Annotated in this window: 23 protein-coding genes and 1 pseudogene; 15 read left to right on the top strand and 9 right to left on the bottom strand. The window is 42.6% G+C overall.

The window, feature by feature from the left end:
- Nucleotides 1–99 precede the first annotated feature (99 nt).
- The 3 genes from ACQ4XT_RS00950 (at nt 100) to ACQ4XT_RS00940 (ending at nt 3,838) form a co-directional block, all read left to right on the top strand.
- A complete protein-coding gene (locus tag ACQ4XT_RS00950) occupies nt 100–1,917 on the top strand; it encodes an ATP-binding protein (protein WP_446852101.1) in 1,818 nt (605 codons plus the stop codon).
- 348 nt (nt 1,918–2,265) lie between these two features.
- A complete protein-coding gene (locus ACQ4XT_RS00945; protein ID WP_446852100.1) occupies nt 2,266–3,114 on the top strand; it encodes a YitT family protein in 849 nt (282 codons plus the stop codon).
- Entirely contained in the window at nt 3,089–3,838 is a 750-nt protein-coding gene (locus ACQ4XT_RS00940; RefSeq protein WP_446852099.1) for a GntR family transcriptional regulator, read from the top strand. The genes ACQ4XT_RS00945 and ACQ4XT_RS00940 overlap by 26 nt, the downstream gene beginning before the upstream one ends.
- Nucleotides 3,839–3,847: 9 nt before the next feature.
- Here ACQ4XT_RS00940 and ACQ4XT_RS00935 read toward each other — a convergent pair whose 3' ends face one another.
- Nucleotides 3,848–4,066, bottom strand: coding sequence for a hypothetical protein (locus ACQ4XT_RS00935; protein ID WP_226587761.1), 219 nt, complete (start codon nt 4,064–4,066; stop codon nt 3,848–3,850).
- A 763-nt stretch (nt 4,067–4,829) separates the two neighbouring features.
- On the opposite strand from ACQ4XT_RS00935, the gene mbcS reads away from it, so the two are divergent.
- From mbcS to ACQ4XT_RS00920, 3 genes are all read left to right on the top strand, one after another.
- Nucleotides 4,830–6,404 carry an acyl-CoA synthetase MbcS gene (gene mbcS / locus ACQ4XT_RS00930; protein ID WP_446852098.1) on the top strand — a complete coding sequence of 525 codons (1,575 nt, stop codon included), beginning with the start codon at nt 4,830–4,832 and terminating at the stop codon, nt 6,402–6,404.
- Nucleotides 6,405–6,493: 89 nt separating this feature from the next.
- Nucleotides 6,494–6,919 carry a GNAT family N-acetyltransferase gene (locus ACQ4XT_RS00925; RefSeq protein WP_446852097.1) on the top strand — a complete coding sequence of 142 codons (426 nt, stop codon included), beginning with the start codon at nt 6,494–6,496 and terminating at the stop codon, nt 6,917–6,919.
- 65 nt (nt 6,920–6,984) lie between these two features.
- Nucleotides 6,985–7,641 carry a reverse transcriptase-like protein gene (locus tag ACQ4XT_RS00920; protein WP_446852096.1) on the top strand — a complete coding sequence of 219 codons (657 nt, stop codon included), beginning with the start codon at nt 6,985–6,987 and terminating at the stop codon, nt 7,639–7,641.
- A 42-nt stretch (nt 7,642–7,683) separates the two neighbouring features.
- Here ACQ4XT_RS00920 and ACQ4XT_RS00915 read toward each other — a convergent pair whose 3' ends face one another.
- A complete protein-coding gene (locus tag ACQ4XT_RS00915; RefSeq protein WP_446852095.1) occupies nt 7,684–8,178 on the bottom strand; it encodes a L,D-transpeptidase family protein in 495 nt (164 codons plus the stop codon).
- 110 nt (nt 8,179–8,288) lie between these two features.
- Nucleotides 8,289–9,188, bottom strand: coding sequence for a formyltetrahydrofolate deformylase (purU, locus tag ACQ4XT_RS00910; protein WP_446852094.1), 900 nt, complete (start codon nt 9,186–9,188; stop codon nt 8,289–8,291).
- 152 nt (nt 9,189–9,340) lie between these two features.
- On the opposite strand from purU, the gene ACQ4XT_RS00905 reads away from it, so the two are divergent.
- The 3 genes from ACQ4XT_RS00905 (at nt 9,341) to ACQ4XT_RS00895 (ending at nt 12,401) form a co-directional block, all read left to right on the top strand.
- Complete coding sequence (locus ACQ4XT_RS00905) at nt 9,341–10,768, top strand: aldehyde dehydrogenase family protein (protein ID WP_446852093.1); 1,428 nt, start codon at nt 9,341–9,343, stop codon at nt 10,766–10,768.
- 141 nt (nt 10,769–10,909) lie between these two features.
- A complete protein-coding gene (locus tag ACQ4XT_RS00900; protein ID WP_446852092.1) occupies nt 10,910–11,332 on the top strand; it encodes a hypothetical protein in 423 nt (140 codons plus the stop codon).
- Between the two features lie 814 nt (nt 11,333–12,146).
- Complete coding sequence (locus ACQ4XT_RS00895) at nt 12,147–12,401, top strand: hypothetical protein (RefSeq protein WP_226587745.1); 255 nt, start codon at nt 12,147–12,149, stop codon at nt 12,399–12,401.
- Between the two features lie 3 nt (nt 12,402–12,404).
- Here ACQ4XT_RS00895 and ACQ4XT_RS00890 read toward each other — a convergent pair whose 3' ends face one another.
- Entirely contained in the window at nt 12,405–12,677 is a 273-nt protein-coding gene (locus tag ACQ4XT_RS00890; protein ID WP_446852091.1) for a hypothetical protein, read from the bottom strand.
- Nucleotides 12,678–12,931: 254 nt separating this feature from the next.
- Between ACQ4XT_RS00890 and ACQ4XT_RS00885 the strand changes: the two genes are divergently transcribed.
- Entirely contained in the window at nt 12,932–14,557 is a 1,626-nt protein-coding gene (locus tag ACQ4XT_RS00885; protein WP_446852090.1) for a BCCT family transporter, read from the top strand.
- Nucleotides 14,558–14,626: 69 nt separating this feature from the next.
- Here the strand turns inward: ACQ4XT_RS00885 and ACQ4XT_RS00880 are convergent, their stop codons facing one another.
- Both ACQ4XT_RS00880 and ACQ4XT_RS00875 read right to left on the bottom strand, forming a co-directional pair.
- Entirely contained in the window at nt 14,627–15,328 is a 702-nt protein-coding gene (locus tag ACQ4XT_RS00880) for a DUF5694 domain-containing protein (protein WP_446852089.1), read from the bottom strand.
- Nucleotides 15,329–15,350: 22 nt separating this feature from the next.
- Nucleotides 15,351–16,274 carry a TIGR03571 family LLM class oxidoreductase gene (locus ACQ4XT_RS00875; protein ID WP_446855535.1) on the bottom strand — a complete coding sequence of 308 codons (924 nt, stop codon included), beginning with the start codon at nt 16,272–16,274 and terminating at the stop codon, nt 15,351–15,353.
- A 1,187-nt stretch (nt 16,275–17,461) separates the two neighbouring features.
- On the opposite strand from ACQ4XT_RS00875, the gene ACQ4XT_RS00870 reads away from it, so the two are divergent.
- A complete protein-coding gene (locus ACQ4XT_RS00870) occupies nt 17,462–19,219 on the top strand; it encodes a M3 family oligoendopeptidase (RefSeq protein WP_446852088.1) in 1,758 nt (585 codons plus the stop codon).
- 25 nt (nt 19,220–19,244) lie between these two features.
- The gene (locus ACQ4XT_RS00865) at nt 19,245–19,544 is read left to right on the top strand and encodes a 4a-hydroxytetrahydrobiopterin dehydratase (protein WP_446852087.1); all 300 of its coding nucleotides are present in this window, start codon (nt 19,245–19,247) and stop codon (nt 19,542–19,544) included.
- A gap of 32 nt (nt 19,545–19,576) precedes the next feature.
- Here the strand turns inward: ACQ4XT_RS00865 and ACQ4XT_RS00860 are convergent, their stop codons facing one another.
- The gene (locus tag ACQ4XT_RS00860) at nt 19,577–20,518 is read right to left on the bottom strand and encodes an RluA family pseudouridine synthase (RefSeq protein WP_446852086.1); all 942 of its coding nucleotides are present in this window, start codon (nt 20,516–20,518) and stop codon (nt 19,577–19,579) included.
- 300 nt (nt 20,519–20,818) lie between these two features.
- Here ACQ4XT_RS00860 and typA point away from each other — a divergent pair, with 300 nt between their 5' ends.
- A complete protein-coding gene (gene typA / locus ACQ4XT_RS00855) occupies nt 20,819–22,660 on the top strand; it encodes a translational GTPase TypA (protein ID WP_146815258.1) in 1,842 nt (613 codons plus the stop codon).
- A 51-nt stretch (nt 22,661–22,711) separates the two neighbouring features.
- Here typA and ACQ4XT_RS00850 read toward each other — a convergent pair whose 3' ends face one another.
- Together ACQ4XT_RS00850 and bshB2 are read right to left on the bottom strand one after the other, a co-directional pair.
- Nucleotides 22,712–23,461: a FixH family protein gene (locus tag ACQ4XT_RS00850; protein ID WP_446852085.1), complete on the bottom strand. Its 750-nt coding sequence runs from the start codon at nt 23,459–23,461 to the stop codon at nt 22,712–22,714.
- A gap of 158 nt (nt 23,462–23,619) precedes the next feature.
- On the bottom strand, nt 23,620–24,306 hold the full coding sequence (bshB2, locus tag ACQ4XT_RS00845; protein WP_446852084.1) for a bacillithiol biosynthesis deacetylase BshB2: 687 nt from the start codon (nt 24,304–24,306) through the stop codon (nt 23,620–23,622).
- 950 nt (nt 24,307–25,256) lie between these two features.
- Between bshB2 and nadE the strand changes: the two are divergent.
- Both nadE and ACQ4XT_RS00835 read left to right on the top strand, forming a co-directional pair.
- Nucleotides 25,257–26,005: pseudogene (gene nadE / locus ACQ4XT_RS00840) on the top strand (NAD(+) synthase).
- A gap of 9 nt (nt 26,006–26,014) precedes the next feature.
- The gene (locus ACQ4XT_RS00835; RefSeq protein ID WP_446852083.1) at nt 26,015–26,572 is read left to right on the top strand and encodes a cysteine hydrolase family protein; all 558 of its coding nucleotides are present in this window, start codon (nt 26,015–26,017) and stop codon (nt 26,570–26,572) included.
- Nucleotides 26,573–26,602 lie beyond the last annotated feature (30 nt).

The raw sequence follows: 26,602 nt of genomic DNA, 5'->3' as shown, positions 1-26,602 counted from the left end.
GATAACCGTACTGGAAAATATTGAACGGCTAAAAGGAAAGAGGTCTTAATATTGGTAATTAGAGAGAGGTATTCTGACCAAGTGCATAGCGGCGAAATTTTGGATGTTTTAAGTTTGAATGGTACACCTGCATGTTTACTGGATTTGCGTTTACAAACAGTTACGCTAAATCAGCAAATGCAAGGAACACTTCAACTGCAAGAGCCGGACATGTCGTTCTCTCAATGGATCCACAGTTTTGGTCATACTGGACAGCAGCGCCTTCAAAAGGTTTTGCATAATCTCCTCACGGATGGTCTCAGAGAATCGTCTGTCCAGTTGACAGATACGAACAAACATAAATATCAATGCAAAATGGTTCACCTGACGAATGGTCAAATTGCTTTTTCCTTGAAAAGTATAAAGGATCCGGTCGATGGTCCTGCTTCTATGACTCTCTCTTCGAATAAGCAGAAAGAAGCCACTTTATCATTGAATCAATCTGTTGGATATCAAAACCACCGGAATATGATACAAATGTTTGGGGCGGAGTCTTCCCCTATGAAAAAAAGAATGATGCATCTGGTCGATAAATTCCCACACGGCCTGGCATTAATCAATCACAATTGGGAAGTCACTTATGCCAATCCAAAAATGGAAGAAATGACAGAGGTTCCGTTCTTACAAAACTACTTCAAGAAGTTATGGGATATCTTTCCGATTCGTGAACACTATTATTTCTTTCAACAGTATTTAAGAGCGATGGAAACGCAGGAGACTGTGGAGTTTGAAGGTTACCTTAATCGAACGAATACAGATGTCCAGGTCACAGTTCATCCTACTGAGATGGGGATTACTGTCTTCCTTCAGGACATAACAGAATATAAAAATCAATTAAAAGCATTGAGAGCGTCAGAAGAAAGATTTGCATTACTTGCAAATAATATTAAGGACGTCTTTTGGATCAGTCAGCCGGACTTTAAGGAACTGCATTATGTCAGTCCAGCTTTTCAGGAAATGTTCGGAATCTCTCGTCGGGAAGCTTTCCTCGATCCGAATTTGCTGATGGAGCATGTTCATGAAGCAGATCGTGCTTCTTTAAGAACAGCTCTAGACGAAATGGCAAAGAAAGAAAGTGAAATTGAATACCGTCTTTTAGGTTCTAAAGGAGAAACGAAATGGATTCGGACAAAAGGGTTTCCAGTTGAATATTACGGGAATTCTTATGTTCTTGGTATTCATGAGGATGTCACGGAATACAGAGAGATGTTAGAACTTAAAGAGAAATCGCAGCAGCTGTCAACGATCACACAAATGTCTGCGGGTATTGCACATGAAATTAAAAACCCGTTGACAGCGATCAAAGGGTTTCTACAAATTGGAGCAGCTAATCCTGAGTTAAGGGATAACTATCAGGAAATCATTCTTGACGAAGTTAATCGTATCGAAGCCATTGTCCAGGACTTCATGATGTTATCCAAGCCGAAATCATCCATCCAACTTGAGCAGATCGACCCTGAACAACTGGTTTCCTATGTGTTAAGGCTGTTGGAACCAGAAGCGAACGAAAAGCAAATCTATCTTCTCTTTGATTGTGCTCCTATACAAGACAAGTTCGAAACAGAACCGAAGCGGTTGAATCAAATTCTTATCAACCTTGTCAAAAATGCCATCGATGCTGTAGATCTAGGAGGAGAGGTTCGTGTAAGCATACAAATGTCCAGTTCTAACCTAACGCTTTCCGTTAGAGACAATGGACCTGGATTAACACCACAAGAGCTTGCCAAAATTGGTGAACCTTTCTTTACAACCAAAGAAAAAGGAACTGGTTTAGGAGTGATGGTCACCAAGAAGATCGTCTCAGACCTGAATGGAGAAATATCATACGAAAGTCAGAAAGGCAGCGGTACAAAGGTTACCGTTACGTTACCAAAATAGAACTCATTAAAAATCATCATCCAAAATGGATGATGATTTTTTTATTTGCTTTATTAATAAGTGAGAAGAATTAGATAAAGTTTTCGACAAAATAGACCTAACGGAAACTTTACCTGTGAATGATCCCTTAACTTTTTTGGTGTAAGAGATCATCAAATTTTGAAATTTCAGCTTTTTAAACCCTGTAGTTATTAGAAAATTCTACGTTCAATCGCTTACAAAAAATAAAATATATTTTTACAGACAAAGCTGTTTACAAACGTATTTATGGGCTCTATAATCCCGATTGTACTACAATTTTGTTCGACAAATTCTACCTTATTTCCACATAAAAAAGGAGGCTTTCTGATGCTGAAAAAAGTATGGTCTTTTCTATTGATGAACTTAGGTGCGCTCGGGGTAGCCATAAACGTCCATTTTTTCCTATCACCAAACGATCTTGCCACAGGAGGAGTTAGTGGTGCATCAATCGTACTGAATAAAGTCATTCCTGATCTTTCATTAGGAATGATCATGATCTTCTTAAACATCATACTCTTTATTGTCGGTTTTATATTCTTGGGCTTTCAATTTGGTTTGAAGACCATTTATGCAAGTTTTGCTCTGTCCTTTATGGTATGGGGACTGGAAGCATTTTTTCCGATGCAGGAACCTTTAAGTAATGACCTTCTCATTCAATTGATCATCGGCCAAATTATCGCCGCATCAGGAATGGCGCTTGTATTTCATCAGGGAGCCTCTACCGGCGGTACAGATATCCTTGCTATGATTTTGAATAAATTCTTTTCTATTGAAGTCGGAAAAGGTGTCTTGTTCTCTGATATTGCGATTGCAACATCATCCATTTTCCTATTCGGGCCAACTGTAGGAATGTATGCGTTTTTCGGGGTCATTCTGAATGGCCTGGTTATTGACTATATGCTGCAACAGTTTGAAGACAATAAAGAAATCGTTATTATTAGTCGTGAAAGTGAACAAGTCCGATATTTTATCGTTAATCAGCTTGGACGAGGGGCTACCATCCACCAGGCAAAAGGAGCATTTAATCAAGAAAACAAAGAAGTCATTACAACGATACTAAGCCGCAAAGACTACACGCGTTTGAAAAAATATATGACAGCGATAGACGAACAAGCTTTCATTACAGTTCACTCAATGAATGAAATTCTCGGTGAAAACTTTAAACGCTTGGCTTAAAAGGTGGGATAACATCCAGAACCGCACGTTTACAGGTACGCTCAATGAGCGTCAATCCAGAACGGATGACGTATATGAATATTTGAAGAACCATATCTTGTTTCGTCATTTGTCTCCAGGTACCCAGCTTGTTGAAAACATGATCGGTAAAGAATTACAGGTTTCACGAACCCCCATCCGGAATGCAATGAAAAAGCTGGAAGATGAAGGGTTAGTCAAAATCTACTCAAATCGTGGTGCCTTTGTTGTTGAACCTACGCTTGATGAAATGAAGCAAGCCTTTGACATGAGGCGTCATTTAGAGAAAATGACCCTTGAACAAATCTATGACCAGATGAATGAAGAAGATTTCGTTCATCTGGAAGAATGGATTGAACAGGAAAGAAGAGCCTATAAAAACCGCAATATTCTGGAGTACCTCGATGTGAACAAGCAATTTCATATGACCCTTGCGTTAAAAACAAAAAATACGTTTTTGGTTAATTTTACAGAGAGAATCCTTAATCAAATCAATGTATATCTTATGTTGTATGATGTGTTCGTCGATGAAGACCTGTACGAAAAGCAGCGATTCAAAGAACATGAACGCTTGCTCGAGGCATTAAGAAATAAAGATTTGCCACGCTTGCTCGTGCTTATTGATCAGCATATGGAAGAAAGCTTGAACTACATGTCTATAAGCCAAAGTAAAAGCAGAATAGAAGAAAAGAAAAAGAGCCTTTAAATCAGACGGTTACAGTCCGGATTTAAAGGCTCTTTTTCTTTGAAGGCGAACAGTTTTAAGTAAGATGCTGAGGTTAATAACAACGACTGTGATCAAAGAAGCCAGCGTATAATTGAAATTCTTCGTAATCATGGATACAGATAAGAATGCGGCGACCATGATGGCAGATATGAGAAATAATTGATACTTGGTCAGTCCCAGCTGTTTGCGAACGGGGCGAGCTTCCACTGATGATCACTCCCTGTTTATGCTTACACGTATTATATGAAAAGTTAAAATAATTTGTCAATTCAAGTATATGTACCATACCCTCAAATACTCCTCTTTATTCAACAAATTGGCAGTATGGTGTAAGACTCAGCTTCAAGGTGTTATCGGGTTCGTTGCCTTGTTTGTCGTTAGGGTGGTCGAGAAGCTACTCGCTTTCCTGTGGGGGAGCGCCGAGCGTCCTCGGGCTAAAGCCCTGCGGGATCTCGCCTATCTCCTTCTCCCACGGGAGTCTCGCAGCTTCCCAACCACCCCATTCGATGTATGTGAGAAACGCTTTCCTTTATTAAGTTGGATTGTCTTTCATTATCCCATTATCAGAAGAATAAATTGCTCTGTATCAAGCTTTCATGGTTCAAACACCTGTGTATGAGAATTTTATACATATACTCTCATCAAGCTAAATTGCTGCTTATTCCAGAAGTGGTTTCGAGAAAATTATATGGTAAAGGGGCGGAGGGGAATGGCGAGACTCCTGCGGGAAAAAAGTGCATGGTGAGAGCCCGCAGGACTCAGTCCGAGGAGGCTCACCTCGCTCCCGCGGAAAGCGAGCTATTCCCCGCAGCCTCCACCCACTCAACAAAAGTCTCGAAACTGAGTCTTCAAGAATAGGCCGCGATAGTGGTAGGATTAATTTATAATTCATTATTTGAAATATTAAGAAAAATTGCTATAATAGATATGGACAAACTGAACAGTCGCTCATTATAAAGGAGGCCGCTATATGAAAAGAGAAGAACTGATTGCTCCTGAAAGGTACAATGTCGTTTCTGAGATGGAGAAGTACGCAAAAGAAACGGGAAGAAAAGCTCTGCTATGGTTGAATGAGCAAGGTGATCAAAAAGAAGTTACATATGAAGAGTTAATGAAAAATGCGAACAAAATTGGAAACGCTTTCCTTGAACAAGGATTGAAGCAAGGGGACAAAGTCCTCGTGATGATTCCTCGCTTAATTGAAGCTTATCAGGTGTATATCGCGGCTCTTAAAGTAGGACTTGTCGTTATTCCAAGTTCGGAAATGCTGAGAACAAAGGATTTACAGTATAGAATTTCACACGGAGAAGTGAGTGGTGTCATCAGCTATTTCCCCTATACAGACCAATTCCATGGAGTTAATGAATTTGATGATTTGATTACTTTTTCTGTAGGTGGGGCGAAAGAAAGATGGCGTGACCTTGATTCTCTTATGGATGACCATAGTGAGGAGTTGTCGCTTGCGGACACTTCAAGAGACGACATGGCATTCCTTTCCTATACCTCTGGTACGACGGGAAATCCGAAAGGTGTGGTCCATACACATGGGTGGGGATATGCCCATTTGAAGACGGCGGCTGATCAATGGTTGGCGATTCAAGATGGAGACACGGTTTGGGCGACAGCAGGACCGGGATGGCAGAAGTGGATATGGAGTCCTTTCCTCTCTGTGCTCGGGACAGGTGCACAAGGTCTGATCTATCAAGGTAAATTCGATCCTAAAAAATATTTAAGCTTGATGGATGAGCATGAGGTGAATGTTCTTTGTTGTACCCCGACTGAATATCGTTTGATGGCTAAGGTAGACAATTTATCTGAATATAAATTGGAGGGTCTGCACAGTGCCGTATCTGCAGGAGAGCCATTAAATCGCGAAGTCATCGACACATTCCAAAAACATTATGATGTAACGGTACGGGATGGTTACGGCCAGACAGAAAATACGCTTCTTGTTGGAATTATGAAAGATATGGAAGTGCGCCCTGGGTCTATGGGACGTCCGACGCCAGGAAATCAGGTCGAAATCATTGATGAAATGGGAACTCCTGTAGAAGCTGGTGAGGTAGGAGACATTGCCGTCCATCTTGATACCCCCGCCTTGTTTAAAGAGTATTATAAAGATCCTGAGCGTACAAAGATGTCTCGCCGAGGTAATTATTACGTGACAGGTGATCAGGCTAAAAAGGATGAAGAAGGTTATTTTTGGTTCGAAGGCAGGAGTGATGATATCATCATTAGTTCCGGTTATACCATCGGACCGTTTGAGGTGGAAGATGCTCTTGTCAAACATGAGGCGGTCCAAGAATGTGCCGTCGTTGCAAGCCCGGATGAGGTTCGTGGAAACGTTGTAAAGGCTTATATTGTCCTGCAAAAAGGGTTTGAAGGAAACGAAGAGTTGGTTTCCGATCTTCAAAATCACGTGAAAGAATTGACAGCGCCTTACAAATACCCTAGAAAAGTGGAATTCATTCGAGAATTGCCTAAGACCACATCTGGAAAAATACGAAGAGTTGAGCTTCGTCAAAAAGAGAATGTTATGAAATAAGTGAAAGATAACAAACCTGAAGGTCGAGGAAGGCCTTCAGGTTTGTTATGCTGAAAAGGAAATTTCAGTAAGGAAAGAAGGAGGGGCATATGATTCGGAGTGCTAAGCTTGAAGATGCATACGGGATGGTTCCTTTGATGGATGCCCTTGGCTATCCATCAAGTGAAAAGCAGATGAAAAACAGGCTGCAAAGGATAATATCACAAAAACAATACCAAACCTACGTTTATGAAGAGAATGGCGAACTGCTTGGCATGATCGGGATGATATTCAGTGAAGCGTACCATACAGATGAATCTCACGTGCGGGTCATTGCTTTTGTTGTGCTTGAAACGGAACAGGGAAAAGGAATAGGGAGGTTGCTCATGGAAAAAGCCGGGGAATGGGCGGTCACCAATGGTGCTAAAACCATTATGTTGAATAGTGGAAACAGATCGGAAAGAAAGAAGGCGCATGAGATTTATCACTCCATTGGATTTGAGGGAAGAGCCACCGGCTTTTATAAACGATTATAAAAAATATTCTTAAATGATTAGACCATAATAAGTACATAGAAAACTTTTAGGCGGGTGGGGTATGGATGAAAATCAGACTGGAAGTTACATATAAAACTCCAAAGAAAACAGAGGCTTTCTTTAAATCTGAAGAGATGACGATTGGGCAGGCGTTGTTAATAACAGAGGATCTGGAAAAGACGGGCCGGGCCAAATCGATTACCTTTATTGACGATTATGATACGACATGGAAGCGGAAGGATTTACAAAAATATTTGGAAGATCTTGAAACGGAACCTCATGATATTACCGTCTATTTTGATGGTGGATACGAAATAAAGGAGCGTAAGGCAGGTTTGGGTTGTGTCATCTATTATACTCAAAGTGGGAAAGCCAGGCGTTTTCGAATGAATGCTCTTGTTGATGAGTTAGATACAAATAACGAGGCGGAGTACGCAGCCTTACATTTAGCCATTCAAGAATTGGACTTTATGGGAGTACATCATATACCTGTCCGGTTTTTAGGCGACTCTCAAGTTGTGATTAAACAACTGAATGATGAGTGGCCGACGATGGAAGAGGCTTTGAATGATTGGGCGGACCGTATTGATGAAAAACTAAAGCAGATGGGAATTGTGCCTTCCTTTGAGGTTATTTCAAGGAAAGATAATGGAGAAGCGGACAGACTTGCTACACAAGCTCTGAAGGGAGTAGAGGTAACGAGTCGTTCAGAGTTGGAATGAATGTGAAAAGTCGATGGATGTCCATCGACTTTTTTGATCCACTTAAGGTGAGATGGTAACAGGAGTTCCCAGAGGGATGGTTCTTGCTAACTCTTCTACATCTTTATTAAACATCCGGATACATCCTTTAGATACGGCTTTTCCGATAGAGGAAGGATTGTTAGTTCCATGAATGCCATAATGCTGTTTGGATAAGCTCATCCACATCGTTCCATAAGGTCCTCCTGGATTTGGAGCTTTGTTAATAATAAAGAAGTTTCCTACAGGAGTTGCTGATAGCATGCGTCCTACAGCAATCGGGTATTCTTTCTGCAATGTACCATTTTTGTATAAACGCAATCGACGTTTGGATGTAGATACATCAATCCGATATGGAATGGTAGCTGGGTTTGGAAAACCTGGGATATTGATCTTTTGACCAGGGAAAATCATATTCGGGTTTGCTATTTGGTTTGCCGCCAGGATATCTCTCAAGGGTGTACGATAATCTTTTGAAATTTGTGCTAAGGTTTCACCTGCTTTTACGATGTGATTCATTCCTATCCCCCCACATAAAATGCTTATAGTATTTTATGTGGGAAAAGAGATGACTTGCTAAAAAGAAGGACCTGACGTAACCAGTCAGGTCCTTCTTTTTGGGTAAGCCTTTATAAGACAATGGTTTTATTTTTATGAACGATCACCCGATCCTCCAGGGCCCATTTAACGGCTTTGTTCAGTACACTGCGTTCGATTAGGCGTCCTTTTTTCTTAAGATCATTTACACTGTTCCTATGGTCGACTCTGATTACGTCTTGTTCAATGATCGGTCCTTCATCGAGATCGTCTGTAACATAATGGGAAGTGGCTCCAATCAACTTGACCCCACGTTTGTAAGCGCGTTTGTGAGGGTTAGCACCGATGAATGCGGGTAAGAAGGAGTGGTGAATGTTAATAATCTTAGATGGATGACTGTCTACAAACTTAGGGGTGAGGATTTGCATGTATCTGGCTAAGATAATTAAATCGATATTGTACTCTTCCAGCAAATCCAACTGCTGCTCTTCTACCTCTTCACGGATCTCTTTATTTGCAGGAATGTAATAAAAAGGGATACCAAACGACTCGACAATTTCCCTCGCTGATTCATGGTTACTGATCACGAGTGGAATGTCCGTCACGAGGTCACCGCTTTCCCATTCATATAAAAGTTCACGCAAGCAATGAAGTTCCTTGGATACAAAAATAGCTGTGCGTTTCAGTTCATGCAGGAAAGTCATTCGCCAGGTCATCTCAAATTGGTCGGCAAGGGCATGGAAGTCTGCTCTTATTGTTTCTTCCTTCGACTTCATATCTTCTGAAGCGAATACGATACGCAGGAAGAAAGTTCCTTCTTCATGATCTGTCGTAAATTGATTCGATTCCACAATGTTTGCTCCATGTTCATAGAGGAATGTTGAGATACTGGAAACGATTCCTGGTTTGTCTGGACAACTGACGAGCAAGCGCGCTTTATCCTCATTCTTGGTTAAGTAATGTTGAATTTGTTGGTTGGTCGAAGTCATCAACACTCATCCTTCCTTTTTGTTCTCCCCATTATAGTCGAGTGAAAGCCGTTTGGAAAGCAGGGGAATGTTTCGAAATGGGAAAATTCGGATACATTCTCCATGTAGCAAGTAAATGGTAAATAAAATTTTCTTTCAATAAAGGAGAAATGAAAATGCGTAACTATTTAAAGCATTATATAAACGGTGAATGGGTAGAATCTACAGGAAACGAAACAGAGGATGTCATCAACCCTGCAACAGAAGAAGTCATCGGTACCATTAGTCTTGGTACGAAAGAGGATTTGGATAAGGCAGTGCAGGCGGCACGGGATGCTTTTCCATCCTTCTCCCAAACCTCTAAGGAAGAAAGAATTAAAATGCTCGAAAACATAGCTGCTGAATACGAGAACCGTAAAGAAGAAATTATTGAGACCATTACGGAAGAATTGGGTTCACCAAAATCCATTTCTGAAAACGTCCATTACATGATGGGATATAATCATTTTTCACAAGCGGCAGAATCGTTAAGAAATTTTTCATTTATTGAAGATCGCGGAGGCCATACGGTCATGAAGGATTCGGTGGGCGTCAGCGGCTTGATCACCCCATGGAATTTCCCAACAAACCAAATTTCAACTAAAATCGCCAGTGCGTTTGCTGCGGGAAGTCCCGTGGTTGCGAAGCCGGCAGAGTTGACACCTTTTGCGGCCATCATATTGACTGAAATCTTTGACAAGGTCGGTGTACCTAAAGGAGCTTTCAACTTAGTGAATGGATCGGGTTCAGTTATTGGTGATGGCATCAGCTCACATCCAGATATTGATTTTGTATCATTTACGGGCTCTGGTGCTGTAGGTCAAAAAATCATGGAGAACGCATCTGAACGCATCGCTAACGTCGCACTTGAACTGGGAGGGAAATCTCCATTAGTCGTGCTTGAAGATGCGGATGTTGAAAAAGCGGCTCGTGCTGCTGTCAGTCACATCGCTACAAATAGTGGTCAGGTTTGTTCAGCTGCCACAAGAGTACTAGTGCCTGCCTCTATGAAAGACTCATTTGAAGAGGCTATTAAAAAAGTGCTACCAGAATTCCCTGTCGGCGATCCTCAAGGAGATAACCATATCGGTCCATTGGTTTCAAAAAAACAGTGGGACACCGTTCAATCATATATTGAAAAAGGACAAGAAGAAGGGGCTACACTTCTTGTAGGAGGAACAGGGAAGCCTGAAGGATTAGACAAAGGCTATTATGCTAAACCTACAGTGTTCACAAATGTGAATAATGATATGGTCATCGCCCAAGAGGAAATTTTCGGCCCGGTCACATGTTTGATTACCTATGACACGATAGAAGAAGCCATCGAAATTTCCAATGATGTTAAATATGGTCTTGCAGGGTATGTGTTCGGGGAAGATGAACAGACACTCGCGAAGGTTGCCTCCAGTATCCGAGCGGGGCGTGTGAAAATCAATGATGCAGAAGCAGATTTCGCCGCACCATTTGGTGGATATAAACAGTCTGGCATAGGAAGAGAATGGGGCGATTATGGTATTGAGGAATATTTAGAAGTGAAAACAGTTTTGGGTTATCCTAAATTATAAGATAGCAAAAGGCGGAGAACTGACTCCGTCTTTTTCTTTTTTAAAAAACAGGAAGTATTTTGAAAAAAATGAAACCGCCACCTCTTTTTATTCGTATAAAATGTAGAGGCATGAGGATGGATTTTGTGAAGAGGTGGAAGAATGGGAAAAAAATTATTCATTTTTGGTGGGCTTATCATTGTCGCGTTTAGTGCCTACATATACATCGATCAAAGGTATTTTTTCAATCCTGTAGCGTTCAACCAGGATGATATTACTCCCTATCATTGGACTGAATATGAAAGGCCTGTCACAATCACATACTACGACTTAGAAACTGAAAGAAGAGCATACAAACTAGAGAAGGAAAAGGAAGTGCGCAGGTTTCTGGAAGCAATGAAGAACAGCCCGCCTAGGCAGGGATCGTCTCCACTATCAGAAGTGGAAGGGGCGCTTAAGCTTTCGTGCGAGGGAAATACCTTATTGGAAGTGTATTTCTACGAAGGTTATTGGAAGATTCTTCGCGAAAGTGGCACCATGTATGAAATGACGCAGGATCTTAAAGGATTAATCGAAACACTCTAGCCGGTTGGAACCCCATTCCAACCGGTTCTTTCATTTCACCATCCTCCAAAATAGCTCCCTATACTTTAAGACTCAGTTTCGAGATGTTTCTGGGTTCGTTACCTGGATTGAGCGTGAGGGATGGCTGGGAAGCTACTCGTCTAGCTCCATCGCCCAAACACTCGCGTCATAAGCGCTCTGAATCAAGCATTTACGTTCTAAATGCCCGCTGGGGAGAGTTATTATCATCCACTTCCAACACTCATACAAGCTGATTTTTCCAGTAGTGGTTTCGAGAATCTTCCTTGGTAAAGGGCGAAGGGGAATGGCGAGACTCCTATCTTAAGTGTGCAGGCGCATTGATGCGGCGTATGGACTGGACGGAGCTGGCGGAGATAAAGGAAACACGAAGAACGGAGTGATTCGATGTTGACTTATCGTACAGAAGCGAGGGAAGTCTCGCTAGCCGCTAGGCGCCGGAACCGGATATTTAAGAGGGAAAAAAGTGCAGGGTGAGACCCGACAGGACGCAGTCCGAGGAGGCTCAAAGAATAGTTGAAGTTCGATTAAGTTCGGGACGTCCTGTGCCAACATCGAACGATCCCACCTCGTGTGGGGCCCCGCGGAAAGCGAGCTATTCCCTGTAGCCCCCATCCACTCAACAAAAGTCTCGAAACTGGGTATTCTAGAATCCTGCCCTATTGTTGAATAAAGTTAGCTAGAAGAGATTGGAGGGCCATTCTACATGATGGTTTTGTTCTTTTCCTTATGGATGAGGTTGTAATATACTTGGAAAGGATAAAGATAAAAGAGGATGTAAGGAGGTCTGTGATCCATGAATAAATGGTTTACGCATATTTTTAATATCATCGTCGGAATCCTGATTTTAGCCGAAGGTGCTGTATATATTTTCATGAACAATAAAGATGGGGAATTCCATTTGCGAAGCATTATGATGACGGTTCTGTTATTTTTAGCTTGGGGGATGTCTTATCGTAAACAACTGACAAGCGAAAATTCAAGTGCTTGGCTAATTGTCACCATTATCATTTTGATCCCTATGATTCTTCCCTGGTTGTTTTTTATTTAATAATTAGGTGAGCCATTTGAACAGCCCAATACTTCCGAATAACAACGCGGATAACAAGTAAATGTAACCAATGGCTCTGTGTTTTCCTTCCTCGCTGTTAGTTTCAACGGCTCCTGCAAAAATTAAAAAAAGCACACCAATGATATATAAGGTTACTTCAACGCCGGAAAAGGGAGAGGGCTTGAGGGTAAGCCAACTTTCCACTGGAATGGCTGTAAAGAGTGGGAAATATAAAGGATTAAGACGATCATCCCACTTTTTCTTCTGTTCGGACACCATTTTCCCACCTCATCTCCACGATTTCTTTCTTTTAACTTTCCACTTTTATTTTCTTTTTGTCAATTTACGACAAAGATTACGTTACTTTTTTCCTAGATAGGGTATAAAACATACATACTCATTTGCCTTCTGTCTTTACACTTGTTAGAATGAAGCTCGTGTTTTTCTCCGTACATACCCCCGCAAAGTTGAATGTTTTACCTCATGCAGAACAAACTAATGAAAGAAGATGTAGAAAGGATGTATGTCATTTGAAAACAAAATTAATTGATTGGCCAACGTTTATCGGCGCTCTTGTGTTGTTGCTCGGTGTTACGCTACCACTGATCATCTTCCCGGAAGCCGGTAAAGAGGTTGTATCACAAGCAAATACGTTCATGACGGAAAACTTTGGTGTCCTTTATATGATTATGGGCTTTGTTATTTTCGCTTTTCTGGTATATGTTGCTTTTAGTAAAAATGGTTCGATTAAACTAGGGGACGAAGGAGAGAAGCCTGAGTTCAATACATTCTCCTGGGCGGCTATGCTATTTGCTGCCGGAATCGGCTCAAGTATCCTATACTGGGCAGTTATTGAATGGGCGTATTATTACCAGGGACCCCCGTTTGGTGTAGAACCGGGATCCAAAGAGGCGATTCAATGGGCATCGGCCTATGGAATGTTCCACTGGGGACCAATCGCTTGGGCGATCTATACATTGCCGGCTCTGCCGATTGCTTATTTTTACTACGTTCGAAAAAAACCTGTACTTAAAGTTAGTGAGGCTGTCCGCCCGGTGTTAGGTGATTCTGTTGACGGCCCACTTGGAAACGTCATCGATGTGTTATTCATGTTCGGACTATTGGGAGGAGCTGGGACGACCCTTGCCCTCGGTACACCAATGATTGCACAGGGAATCAATAGTTTGACTGGTATACCAGCCAACTTAGGTCTTAAAACAGTCATTATGTTATTGTGTACATTGATCTTTGCGATCAGTTCATATTCAGGCCTTAAACGAGGAATTAAAGTCCTCAGTGATGTGAACTTGTGGCTGTCAATCTTCCTGCTGGCCTTTATCTTCATCTTTGGACCGACGCGATTCATCAGTGAGACAACGTTCAACGCGCTGGGAATATTGGCGGACAATTTCTTCAAGATGGCGACTTGGATGGAGCCTTTCGGAAATTTAGGTCAGTTTGAAAGTACAAGCTTCCCTGAGTATTGGACCATTTTCTATTGGGCTTGGTGGCTTGTATACGCTCCGTTTGTCGGGTTGTTTGTTGCACGTATTTCCAGAGGACGTACGATACGTCAGATGGTACTTGGAACAATGGTGTACGGAACGCTTGGTTGTGTCCTTTTCTTCGGAATCATGGGGAACTTCGGTTTGTACATGCAGTTGACAGGACAGTTCGATGCTATCGCATTTATGGATGCGAATGGTGCGCCTGCGACCATTGTTGAAATCATCAACCAACTTCCGTTAGCGAAATTCATGGTATTAATCTTTACCATTCTAGCGATCATTTTCCTTGCAACGACTTTCGATTCATCATCTTACATTCTTGCTTCAGTCGTTCAGAAAAATGTTGAAGGGGAACCTTTACGTTGGAACCGTCTCTTCTGGGCATTCGCATTGTGCTTGATGCCGCTTGCGCTTATGTTCCTCGGTGGACTGGATACCTTGCAGACAGCAAGTATCGTCGGTGGTTTCCCGCTGATTATAATTATGTTCTTACTTGCGTGGTCATTTATGAAAGCATCCAATACAGATATACGTGAATCTGATGATTATGAACCAAGTACGATTCATATTAGACGTTGGAAAAACCGCAAGAAGAAGAAAAAACGTTCGGCTCTTGAAGCCCTGGAAGATAAACACGATCAGGATTAATACAAAAAGAGGTTTTCCTAAACTTAGGAAAACCTCTTTTTTATTTGGAATTAGACTCAGCGATGAACCTTATTGAGGAAGGTAAGGTTTGGCAGTGAGAAGCTTAAAGTCACCGCTATCGGTTAAGAATTGCTGCAGCAGGTGCAGGTGGTCCCCGCCAATGAGAACGAGGATGCGGTCCCCCTTCTCCGCGAGTCTTGAGATATTTGCAGCTATCGCAAGATCACGGTGATGCCACTGCTTCAGCCACTGGACCCCGACTTGATGTTGTCTGTCTCCGACTCGTGCCAACTTCATATAAATCCTTTGAAGTTCTTTGCTATAGTCTGGATCATTGACGTAATGTAAAATGCTTTTGATCGTTTCATTTTTTTCCATCGACTTAAGCCTATTTTGAACATCCATGATTTCTTTGAACAAGGAAGGTTGATGTTCTTTGGCCCACTCAAAGACCTGGTTGAGTGACGGTGTGGACATATCTACTATTTCGTCTACCGGATGAACAGATGGCAAGTTCATTTCATTGGCAATACGGAAAGCAAATTGTTCCACTTCATCGTAAGTGGGCGTGAGGGTGTTATTTTTAAAGGCTGAATATTTACGCTCCATTTCTTCCTCTATTAAGAAAGGTTTTTCAACAGTGATTTTCGTCGGCTTGAATTTTTTTAGTGAATCAACGATTTCGCGAATTTCCTCTTGTTGATCATTGACCATTTCAGGGTTCAAAGACATGTGAAACGTTCCTACGAGCAAAATTTCCGGTTTAGTCAAAATCAATCTCTCCTTCCTTTTGTTACTCCTTTATTTCGAATGGAGGGAGGACTTCTTCTCCAAGTTCCTGCACCACTTCCTTTACTGGTCTTTGGTTTTTGGAAAGACCGAACATTAAATGGTTAACGCCGATGGAACGATACTGCTCAATAAGATCCATCAGCCCCTTTCTCCCAACTTTATATCCAGCAGGTATTTTTTCAATAGGAGCATCTGGGTTTTCTTCAAGCTGTAAAGGAAGTGGCATGAAGAAAGGACGGAATGCGGATTCGCCATGGAATTGCTTCACTTTCTCTCTGTACTGAGAGATGGTTTCTTTCTGCTGAGCTGGTCGTTGTGGATAAAACATCCATCCGTCTCCATGTTCAGCAACCCAATCCAGTGTCTGTTGGCAATAGCCTGTCATAAAGGTTGGGATGCGTTTTTCTGGCTTTGGTACGATGTTTGACCGATTCATCGTTCCAAAAGAAGATTGAACCTCAGGAAATTCATTGTAGATGGCTTGGTTGAATAAATGGAACGCTTCCCTGAACCATTCACTCCGCTCCATAATGGGAATATTTAATCCTTCAAAGTCCTTTCTTCGATCTCCAGATGAAATCCCGAACATCAGCCGCTCTGGGAAAAGTTTCTCAATACTCGCCACTTCTTTTGCCGTTCTTAAAGGATGGCGGAGCGGCATGACAAGGGCAGCTGTTCCTAGATTGATTCTCTTCGTATGGGCCGCCATGTAGGTTAAATAAATCAAACTATCAAAAATCTGTCCTGTCGCTGGGTCTTCAAAAGTAGGGTCTTCTAATAGAACGTCCTGAAACCAAAGAGAATGAAAGTTTAATTCTTCAGCTAGTTGTGCCATTTGTATTTGGTTGTTCATCACTGGAGGGGACTGGTCATAGTTCTCAATTGGGATAGTCAAGCCGAATGTGATTTGGTCTGGTTGCAGCATTTTCTGATAACCGCCATGGTCCTGAAACAAAAGGAATCCTCCTTCATTTTAATCAACTATTTTCTATTATAATGAGAAACACCCCAGAAAACTAACCATAAAGGTTGCACATTAAGCAGAAGCATAGTTATTCAACTATATGGCAGGATTGTTGAAGACTCAGTTTCGAGACTTTTGTTGAGTGGATGGGTGCTGCAGGGAATAGCTCGCTTTCCGCGGGGCCCCACACGAGGTGGGGTCGTTCGATGTTGGCACAGGACGTGCCGAACTTAATCGAACTGCAACTATTCTTTGAGCCTCCTCGGACTACGTCCTGTGGGGTCTCACCCTGCACTTTTTTCCCGCAGGAGTCTCGCCATTCCCCTCCGCCCCTTTTCTATATCAGTGTCTCGAAACCACTTCTCGTATAATCTGCTATTTAGTTTGGTGCGAGTATAAGGATAAAACTCCTATGCTCAGGTATTAAAATCCTGAAAGCTTGATACAGAGCGTTTTATGCTTCAATCGAGATAGTGGAAGACAATCCAATTTGGTAAAGGGGTTCGTTTTTTCTTACATGAGATGGGGTGGTTGGGAAGCTGCGAGACTCCCGTGGGAGAAAGGAGATAGGCGAGATCCCGCAGGGCTTTAGCCCGAGGAAGCTCGCCACCCCCCCCCCACAGGAAAGCGAGTAGCTTCTCAGCCACCCCTGACGCTCAACCTGGGCAACGAACCCTGAAAATATCTCGAAACTAAGCCTTCAACACTCTGGAGCTTATATGAAAAAAGTGTACATGAAAAAAGCTCCCATAGGAATGGGAGCTTTTTGGGTCATTATAATATATAGATGGTTAGATAGAGAAGGGTGGTGAGAATAGCCGAACCTCCTGCAACACTTGCGATTTCAGTGGCATCGTATTGAATTCTTTTTTTCATATTTTGATATCCCCTTTCGAATGACTGGTATTAAAAATCGGAGCGGACTAGCTTAAAACATTCTACTTAATAATACGATTGAATAGTCAGAAAGGTTTCATTTATATTACAATAACATATCAAAAACATTTCAACCAAATGTGACAAAATGCGAGGGAAGTAGAAGAAGGAGGATCTAAGAGATCGTTAGAAGATTCTGATATAATGAAAGAGGTTTTCTTGATGGAAGAATCTACATAAAGAGAGGGGAAGTTGTAATGGGAACTTATGAGATGACATGGGATTTAGACTCCATTTTTAATGGAGGTAGTGATTCCAATGAGTTGAAAGAGTATGTGAGGAAGACTGAACGCCTGATGGATGATCTGGAAGCATCCATTCGTACGTTTACACCTCCAAAAAATACAGACCAAACAGGGGAACTCAACCAAATTGTAGAGATTATGCAAGTGGTGTCAAAGCAATTAAGTGAATTTGGCGCTTTTGTAAGTTGTCTAAGTGCACAAAATGTTCATGATAGAAAAGCGAGTATGTGGCAATCGAAAAGAAGTGAACTGGGTGCCCGTTTAGGGAATGCATTAACTGAAATGGACCAGGTATTTGTTCAGGTCGATGATGATGTATGGAAATCCTTATTGAACCAGGCCCCTTTTCAAGCCATATCCTTTGTATTGAATGAGAGACGTTCTCTTGCTAAGGACAAATTAGAAGTAGGCAAAGAATCTCTCATCAATGATTTGGGGGTTGATGGATATCATGCGTGGGGGCAAATGTACGATGCTCTTGTTGCGAAGTTATCCATTGAGATGAATGGGGAAAAGTTATCTGTAGGTCAAGCATCTAATCAATTGGATGACCCCGATCGTTCGGTTAGGAAAGAAGCTTTTGATAAACTTCAGGAGACATGGGGGGAGGCTTCCGATCTGTTTACAGAAACGCTGAATCATTTGTCAGGTTTCAGGCTCCAGACCTATAAACACCGCCGTTGGGAAAATGTCCTGAAAGAGCCGCTCGAATACAATCGGATGAGCCAAAGGACGTTAGATGCCATGTGGGAGACGATTACGAAATATAAAAAACATTACGTCCCCTATATGAAAAAGAAAGCTGAAAAATTAGGGATTGAAAGGTTAAGTTTTTATGACGTAGAAGCACCGCTCGGAGAAGCCAATCAGAAAATGAGTTTTCAAGAAGGGGCAGCGTTCATTATCCAGCAGTTTAGGAAGTTCAGCCCCAAAATGGCGGATTTTGCTGAAATGGCTTTTGAAAAAAGGTGGATTGAAGCAGAGGACCGCCCTGGAAAACAACCGGGTGGATTTTGTACGAGCTTCCCTGACAGCGGTGAAACGAGAATTTTCATGACTTATTCAGGTAGTCCGTCCAGTGTAGCGACCCTTGCTCATGAACTTGGCCATGCTTATCACCAGCACGTAATGGATGAATTACCTGAGTTGAATCAAGGGTATGCGATGAACGTTGCTGAAACGGCATCGACATTTGCAGAGATGATTGTTGCGGATGCGGCCGTTAAAGAGGCAGCTACGGAAGCTGAAAAACTTGTGCTTTTGGAAGATAAAGTTCAGCGTAGTGTCGCCTTTTTTATGAATATCCATGCAAGGTTCTTGTTTGAAACGCGTTTTTATGACGAACGCAAGCAAGGGGTCGTTTCAACGGAGAGATTGAACGAGTTGATGACAGAGGCTCAGCAGGAAGCTTACGTTCAAACGTTAGACGAGTACGATCCGACATTCTGGGCTTCCAAGTTACATTTCCATATCACGGATGTACCTTTTTATAACTTCCCTTACACTTTTGGTTATCTGTTCAGCATGGGAATATACGCGAAAGCCATTGAAGTAGGGCCGGCATTTGAAGAGCGATATATTGCTCTGCTTCAGGATACAGGGAGAATGACCGTGGAGGACCTTGCGAAGAAACATCTGGATGTAGATCTAGAAAAGCAGGATTTCTGGGTGCATGCATTAGATTTGTGCCTTTCTGACCTTGAGTCATTCATGGAATTGGTTTAATCAGAAGAAGGAGGAGGAGTGAAAGATGGAGGAAAAGTTAATCCCACAAGAAGAAAAGGAAGCGCGAGTTTCCCAGTTAGACGGTTGGAAGCTGACGGATGATAAATTCATTGTTAAGCGGTACCGGTTTGGTGAATTCCTGACAGGCGTCCAGTTCGTTAATCATATCGCTGAGTATTCAGAGGATATCCAACACCATCCGTTCATCAGCATCGACTATAAAATGGTTACCTTGAAACTGACTTCTTGGAATGCGAAGGGACTTACAGAACTTGACCTTTCCTGTGCTGTGAAATATGACGAACTTTATGATTCTATCAAATGAAAAGAAACCGCTCCTAAGGGGAGCGGTTTCTTTTATGTTGAGGATGATGGGTCTAAAGATTTCACCTGTTCATTTGTAAATAATGGCGAATCACTGGCGGGCATGGCCAGACACTGAATTTCCTTTTCTGTGAACGGGTGGATCAATGTAAGCCTTGCAGCATGGAGCGCCTGTTTATAATCGATGCTTCCTTTTCCACCGTACATTTCGTCCCCGAGGAGCGGGTGACCGATATGACTGAGGTGTACGCGAATTTGATGGGTCCTGCCGGTTTGTAACTGTAATTTCACAAGAGAGGCATCATGGGATGTATCGTACGAAAGAACTTCGTAATGTGTTTCTGCATGCTGGCCACCTTGTGAGACTCGTCTTCTCACAGGGTGATGGCGGTCTTTTCCGATCGGTTTTTCAATCTTTCCACGACGTGGCTTCAGCTTCCCATGAGCCCAGGCCAAATACGTCCTTTTGATTTTCCGCTCCTGCAGTTCTTTTCCCAACATGGCAATAGCAAGATCATGCTTGGCAAAAAGGATGGCCCCTGAAGTATCGCGGTCGAGGCGATGTACGTATTTCGGGGTGGCCTCAATGCCATTCATTTGAAAATAAAAAGCGACTCCATTGACCAGGGTGTCATGCTCGTGCGGGGTATTCGGATGTGTGAACACGCCGGCCGGCTTATTGACAACCAGTATATGATCATCCTCGTAAATGACGTCAATACCCATATAAGTCGGCGTCACTTCAAGTGGTTGCGGACGGAAAAGCCGAACACGTAAAATATCGCCACTTTTGACTGTCGCTGTCTTCCAATGAGGATTCTCATTGTTTAAAGTCACTTCTTTGTTGGAACGAAAACTATGCATCAATTTTCGTGGTACATTCCATTTTTTCTTCAGAATTTTTTCGATTGTCAACCCGTCCCATTGATCAGGGATGATGACCTCAAGCCAATCCCCCATACGTTTCGTTTTCATTTCTACACCTAATTTCCTAAATTACTGAATACCCGGTGCGTTAATCGTACATATTGGTACCAGGTACGAACTGCCCTATATTGTACTCTTTCCTGTACCATTTACGCAATCCTCTCTATGTTGTGTACCAGGTACACCTGGGAATAAATGATGGGTGAGTACGGAGTCAAGGAGTGAAACAGAAAAAGGTGATCTGTGGATCCTGATATTAACGATATGTAAAGCTGGTATCTATGGTAATAGAACTATGTTATAATAGAAGGGTTGAATAATTTGTGATACGAAAGAGGTGTGTGCTTCATGCAACACAGAGATGATATTCGTAATATCGCGATCATCGCACACGTTGACCACGGAAAAACAACATTGGTCGACCAAATGCTTCACTATTCCGGAACTTTCCGTGATAACGAGCATGTCGATGAGCGCGCTATGGACTCTAATGATTTGGAGAAAGAACGCGGCATCACGATTTTAGCCAAAAATACCGCCATCAATTATAATGATGCGCGTATAAATATTTTAGATACCCCTGGTCACGCTGACTTCGGTGGGGAAGTAGAACGTATCCTTAAAATGGTTGACGGTGTACTTCTTGTTGTCGATGCTTACGAAGGCTGTATGCCCCAAACACGTTTTGTGTTGAAAAAAGCATTGGAACAAAAATTGACACCGGTTGTCGTATTGAACAAAATCGACCGCCCGAATGCTCGCCCGGATGAGGTAGTCGATGAAGTTCTGGATCTGTTCATCGAACTTGGTGCTGATGATGAGCAGTTGGAATTCCCTGTCGTCTATGCTTCTGCACTAAACGGAACTTCTGGAGATGAACCAGAAGACCAGCAGGAAACGATGGATCCAATTTTTAAGTTGATCATGAACAACATTCCAGCTCCTGTGGATACAAAAGAAGAACCACTACAATTCCAAGTCACGTTGCTTGATTACAATGACTATCTTGGACGTATTGGAGTTGGACGTGTCTTCAATGGCTCGATCAAAGTAGGTCAGCAGGTATCCTTGATGAAGAAAGATGGATCAGTGAAGAACTTCCGTGTTTCCAAATTGTTCGGTTTCATCGGTTTGAAACGTGTTGAAATTGAAGAAGCAAAAGCTGGAGATATTATCGCCCTGGCTGGCTTGGAAGATATTAACGTCGGAGAAACGGTCTGTCTGCCTGAACACCAGAATGCGATGGAAATCCCTCGTATTGACGAACCGACACTACAAATGACGTTCCTTGTCAATAACAGTCCGTTTGCTGGTCGAGAAGGAAAATATGTAACGTCCCGTCAGATTGAAGAACGTTTGATGACACAGCTTGAGACTGATGTCAGCCTGCGTGTCGACCCAACAGATTCTCCGGATGCCTTTACGGTTTCAGGACGTGGTGAACTACACCTTTCTATCCTAGTAGAAAATATGCGTCGTGAAGGGTATGAGCTTCAACTTTCCAAGCCGAAGGTAATTCTGAAAGAAATCGATGGACAAACGTGTGAACCGGTAGAACGTGTTCAAATTGATACACCTGCAGAATACCAAGGTGCGGTTATGGAATCCATTGGTTACCGTAAAGGTGAAATGCAGGACATGGTCAACGATGGAAATGGTCAAGTACGTCTTGAGTTCCTAGTGCCATCTCGTGGTCTGATTGGCTATTCTACAGAGTTCATGACACAAACTCGCGGATATGGAATTCTTAACCATACCTTTGATGGCTATGCTCCACTTGTAAAAGGTCAAGTCGGCGGCCGTCGAGAAGGTGTTCTGGTTTCTCTTGATAAAGGGAAAGCATCCACTTATGGAATCATGAACCTTGAAGATCGTGGAACTATCTTCGTTGAACCTGGTACAGAAGTGTATGAAGGGATGATCGTAGGTGAGCACAACCGTGAAAACGATCTTACCGTCAACATTACGAAAGAGAAACACTTGACCAACATCCGTTCGGCGAACAAAGATACGACAAATACAATTAAGAAAACTCGCCAAATGACGCTTGAAGAAGCGATCGAGTATCTTGATGATGATGAATATTGCGAGGTAACACCTGAAAATGTTCGTCTTCGTAAGAAATACTTGAACAAGAACGAACGTGAGAAAATGGCGAAGAAGAAAAAACTTCAAAACACAGAAGTATAATGACACAATAATAAAGCCCGGGGCATATCGCTATGCTCCGGGCTTTTTGTTTTATTGGACAACTTTGATGTTTTCTTTTTGGTGTCCGTGAATTTCCTCTGCTGGTTTCTCATAATGAACGTTGATGGTGTACGAACCAGATTGTGGGAATGTATAATTCGCTGTGTACTCCCCAGGTTCCTTTTCTTCAGCATCGATATACATGTGTTTCTCCATTTGATCCGAACTGATTTCGTAGCGCACAAGTGCTTCAGAAAAAGGTTCTTCCATGTGGTTGATATGGGTAGTCAGTGTCGATGCTTCTCCAGCTTGAAAGGTTTGTTCTGTCATCAAGTGGACCATGAACTTTCCACTGCTATCACCATGCTCGTGTCCACTGGCCTCTGCTTGCTGCCCAACGGCCACCTCGTTTTGAGGCATCGTATGAAGGTCATCGACCTGGGTATGCGCAATCACCTGATACGTACCTTCTTTTGCAAAGCTATAGGTGATGGTATAAATGCCGCCTTCTTTATGCTTTGCTTTAATCGTTTCAGATGAATCCTGTCCATCTTCACTTTGCCAAATTTCAAATTTCACATATTCTGCATCCGGCACAGGTTCTCCACCTTGGGTGACAGATGCTTGAATGGTCGTTTTTTTGTTTACAGGCAGAGGTTCATGCTCAAATTCCACTTGTACTTCAGGAACTTCAGCAGCATCGTTACTTTCCTCCTCTGATGAGGAATCCTGCTCGTTATTGTTTGCAGAACAAGCACTCACCACAAGTAATAAAATAATAAATAAGAATACTTTTTTCATGAGGCATCTCCTTTATCTGTGTATTGGAGTCGTAGGTAGATAACACCTACAATCAGGATATCATCTAAAGCTTTGACATTCTTGAATGATTTTAGACTATCTTGTGACAATCCTTGATAATTTCAAAAAAAAAGAGGGGAGCTTTTTAAAGCTGCCCTCTACTCGACGTTGTCGTTATTCCAATCATAGGTGTAAAAGCGTTCGTCTGTCACCCATTTCAATGCTTCTGGGTCATTGACCTTGATGCCTTCTTCGAGCATTTCGAGCATTCGAGCGGTTTGTGAGATATGGGCGCGCATCGCTGATAATTTTTCTTTTTGAACAGATCGGATGTCATTGATGATATCAGGCTGTCCCAACTTCTCTTCGGTATCATTCGCAAAAGCCACCGCGTGAAACTTTGGTCGATCTTTTTCATCTATTTCTCTCAAAGCCCGCACGACCGCGCGTGCAGTCGCTTCATGATCGGGGTGGACGGCAAAGCCAGGATAGAAACTGATTACCAAAGATGGTTGGAGTTCATCAACCAATTGGTGGACCATATCCTTCATTTCACGATCATCTTCAAATTCAAGCGTCTTATCTCTCAAACCCATCATGCGAAGGTCTTCAATGCCCATGGCTTCCGCCGCTTTCATCAATTCTTTTCTTCTGATTTCAGGCAGGGACTCTCTCGTTGCAAAGGTTGGCTTACCGAGATTACGACCCATTTCTCCTAGCGTAAGGCATGCATAGGTAAGAGGGGTTCCTTGTTTTATATAAGATGTAATTGTCCCGGAAACTCCAAAAGCTTCGTCATCGGGATGCGGGAAAATAACAAGTACATGTTTTTCTTGTTCGATCATTTTCTTTCACTCCTTCAAGAGGATCACTATCCTACATTATTGCTTAAATCAGAAAAAATGAAAAGTCATTTGTTTATAAGCTTACCTCTATCCATCACTTAATATTTCACTATCGCTTCCTATACTTGAAGACTCAGTTTCGAGACTTTTGTTGAGTGGATGGGGCGGAGGGGAATAGCTCGCTTTCCGTGGGGCACCACACGAAGTGGGGTCGTTCGATGTTGGCACAGGACGTGCCGAACTTAATCGAACTTCCTCTATTCTTTTTAGCCTCCTCGGACTGCGTCCTGTGGGGTCTCACCATGCCCTTTTTTCCTCTTCGATATCCGGTTCCGGCGCCTAGCGGCTAGTGAGACTTCCCTGGCTTCTGTACGATAAGTCAACATCGAATCACTCCGTTCTTCGTGTTTCCTTTATCTCCTCCAGCTTAGTCCAGTCCATACGCCGCTGATCAAGGCGCCTGCACACTTAAGATAGGAGTCTCGCCATTCCCCTCCGCCCCTTTGCCATATAAGTTTCTCGAAACCACTTTCGGAATAATTTGCATTGGAAAGCTTGTTGTAGAGCGCTCTATGCTTATAAAACCAGGATAGTGGGAAGGCGCAATCTCAAAGTAAAGGGGTTCGTTTCTCTCCTACATCGAATGGGGTGGTTGGGAAGCTGCGAGACTCCCGTGGGAGAAAGGAGGTAGGCGAGATCCCGCAGGACGGTAGCCTGAGGAAGCTCGGCACTCCCCCACAGAAAAGCGAGTAGCTTCCCAGCCACCCCTGACGCTCAACCAGGGCAACGAACCCCGAAAACATCTCGAAAAATCGAGTCTTCAAGAAACCTGCCATATGCTTTAATAACTCCTTTGTAGAAGAATTATTCTATACGTGAGCTTTAGGTTTATGTTCTCCCTTTTAAAGGAAAGCAATCTCTAGATTGTAAAATGAAGGGAGTTTCTAATCATGGAAGAGAGAATTGAGTATTTGACTAATTGGCTGCGCACGAAGACAGAAGAAGCAGGAGCTGACGGGCTTTTAGTCGGAATCAGCGGAGGGATTGATTCTGCTGTAGTATCATATTTGATCAAACGTGCCTTCCCTGAAAATTCTTTAGGGGTAATTCTGCCGATTAATCAAGGCGTGGAAGACCAAAGCGATGCTCTGGCTGTCGTGGAAGGGGCGGACCTTGATTATGTGGGCATTGAATTGACGGATGCATATCAAACGACTTACGACACCGTAAAAACACAGTTGAATGAAAAAGGCGACTGGAATGATGATAAATCACAGCTTGGAGGAGCGAATCTCCAGGCAAGACTCCGCATGAGTACGCTTTATGCTGTAGGGAACAACTACAATTACCTTGTTGTGGGTACAGATAATGCAGCAGAAGATTATACCGGCTATTTTACGAAATACGGAGATGGTGGCGTGGATCTGTTCCTCTGATCAACCTCAGAAAAGAAGAAGTGAAGGAAATGGCTAAAGCACTGAATGTGCCGGATTCCATCATTCATAAAAAACCGAGTGCTGAGCTGTGGGAAGGACAGACAGATGAAGAAGAACTCGGAATGTCTTATGATACAATCGATGCTTTTCTAAGAGGGGAGAAAATTGATCCTGACCACGAAAAGGATTTGAAGGAGCGTCACATGAAAACCGAACATAAGCGTCAGATTCCGGCTGGGCCCGACCGGTTCGAAGGAGCGTGAGTATGTTTTATGAAGCAGAATACCGCACTCATCATCATTGATATGATTAATAAAATGGACTTCGATGGTGGAGAAAACCTGCTTGAAAACAGTCTTCCTGTTGCCAAACGTTTAAAAGATTTCAAAAAAGAGGTCAAACAGCAAGGGGTCCCGGTCATTTATGTGAATGACAACTTTGGGCTTTGGCAGGACAACGCATCTGAGTTGTTGGAAGAATGCAAAAAGGGGACTGGAGAACCTGTAGTTGAACAAATGGAGCCTGATGAGGATGATTATTTTATTATTAAACCGAAGCATTCTGGCTTTTTTGGTACACAGTTAAGTATCCTCTTGGACCATTTAGAGGTGGAAAACCTTATTTTGACCGGAGTAGCAGGTGATATCTGCGTTATTTTTACAGCGAACGACGCTTATATGAGGGAGTACAATCTATGGGTGCCGGAAGACGGCACAGCTTCTGAGTATAAAGAAGATAATGAAAATGCCTTGAGAATCATTAAACGATCGTTGGCTGCACGGACTGATTCTTTGGATAGCTCTCTTCTGGAGAACATTTTCAGTAGTTGACAGTATGGAGTACCTGTCATATATTATAAG

Source organism: Halobacillus sp. 12SKB (assembly GCF_052941655.1).
The sequence above is the reverse complement of the archived record's forward strand: the minus strand, read 5'-3'. Positions and strand labels throughout refer to the sequence as shown.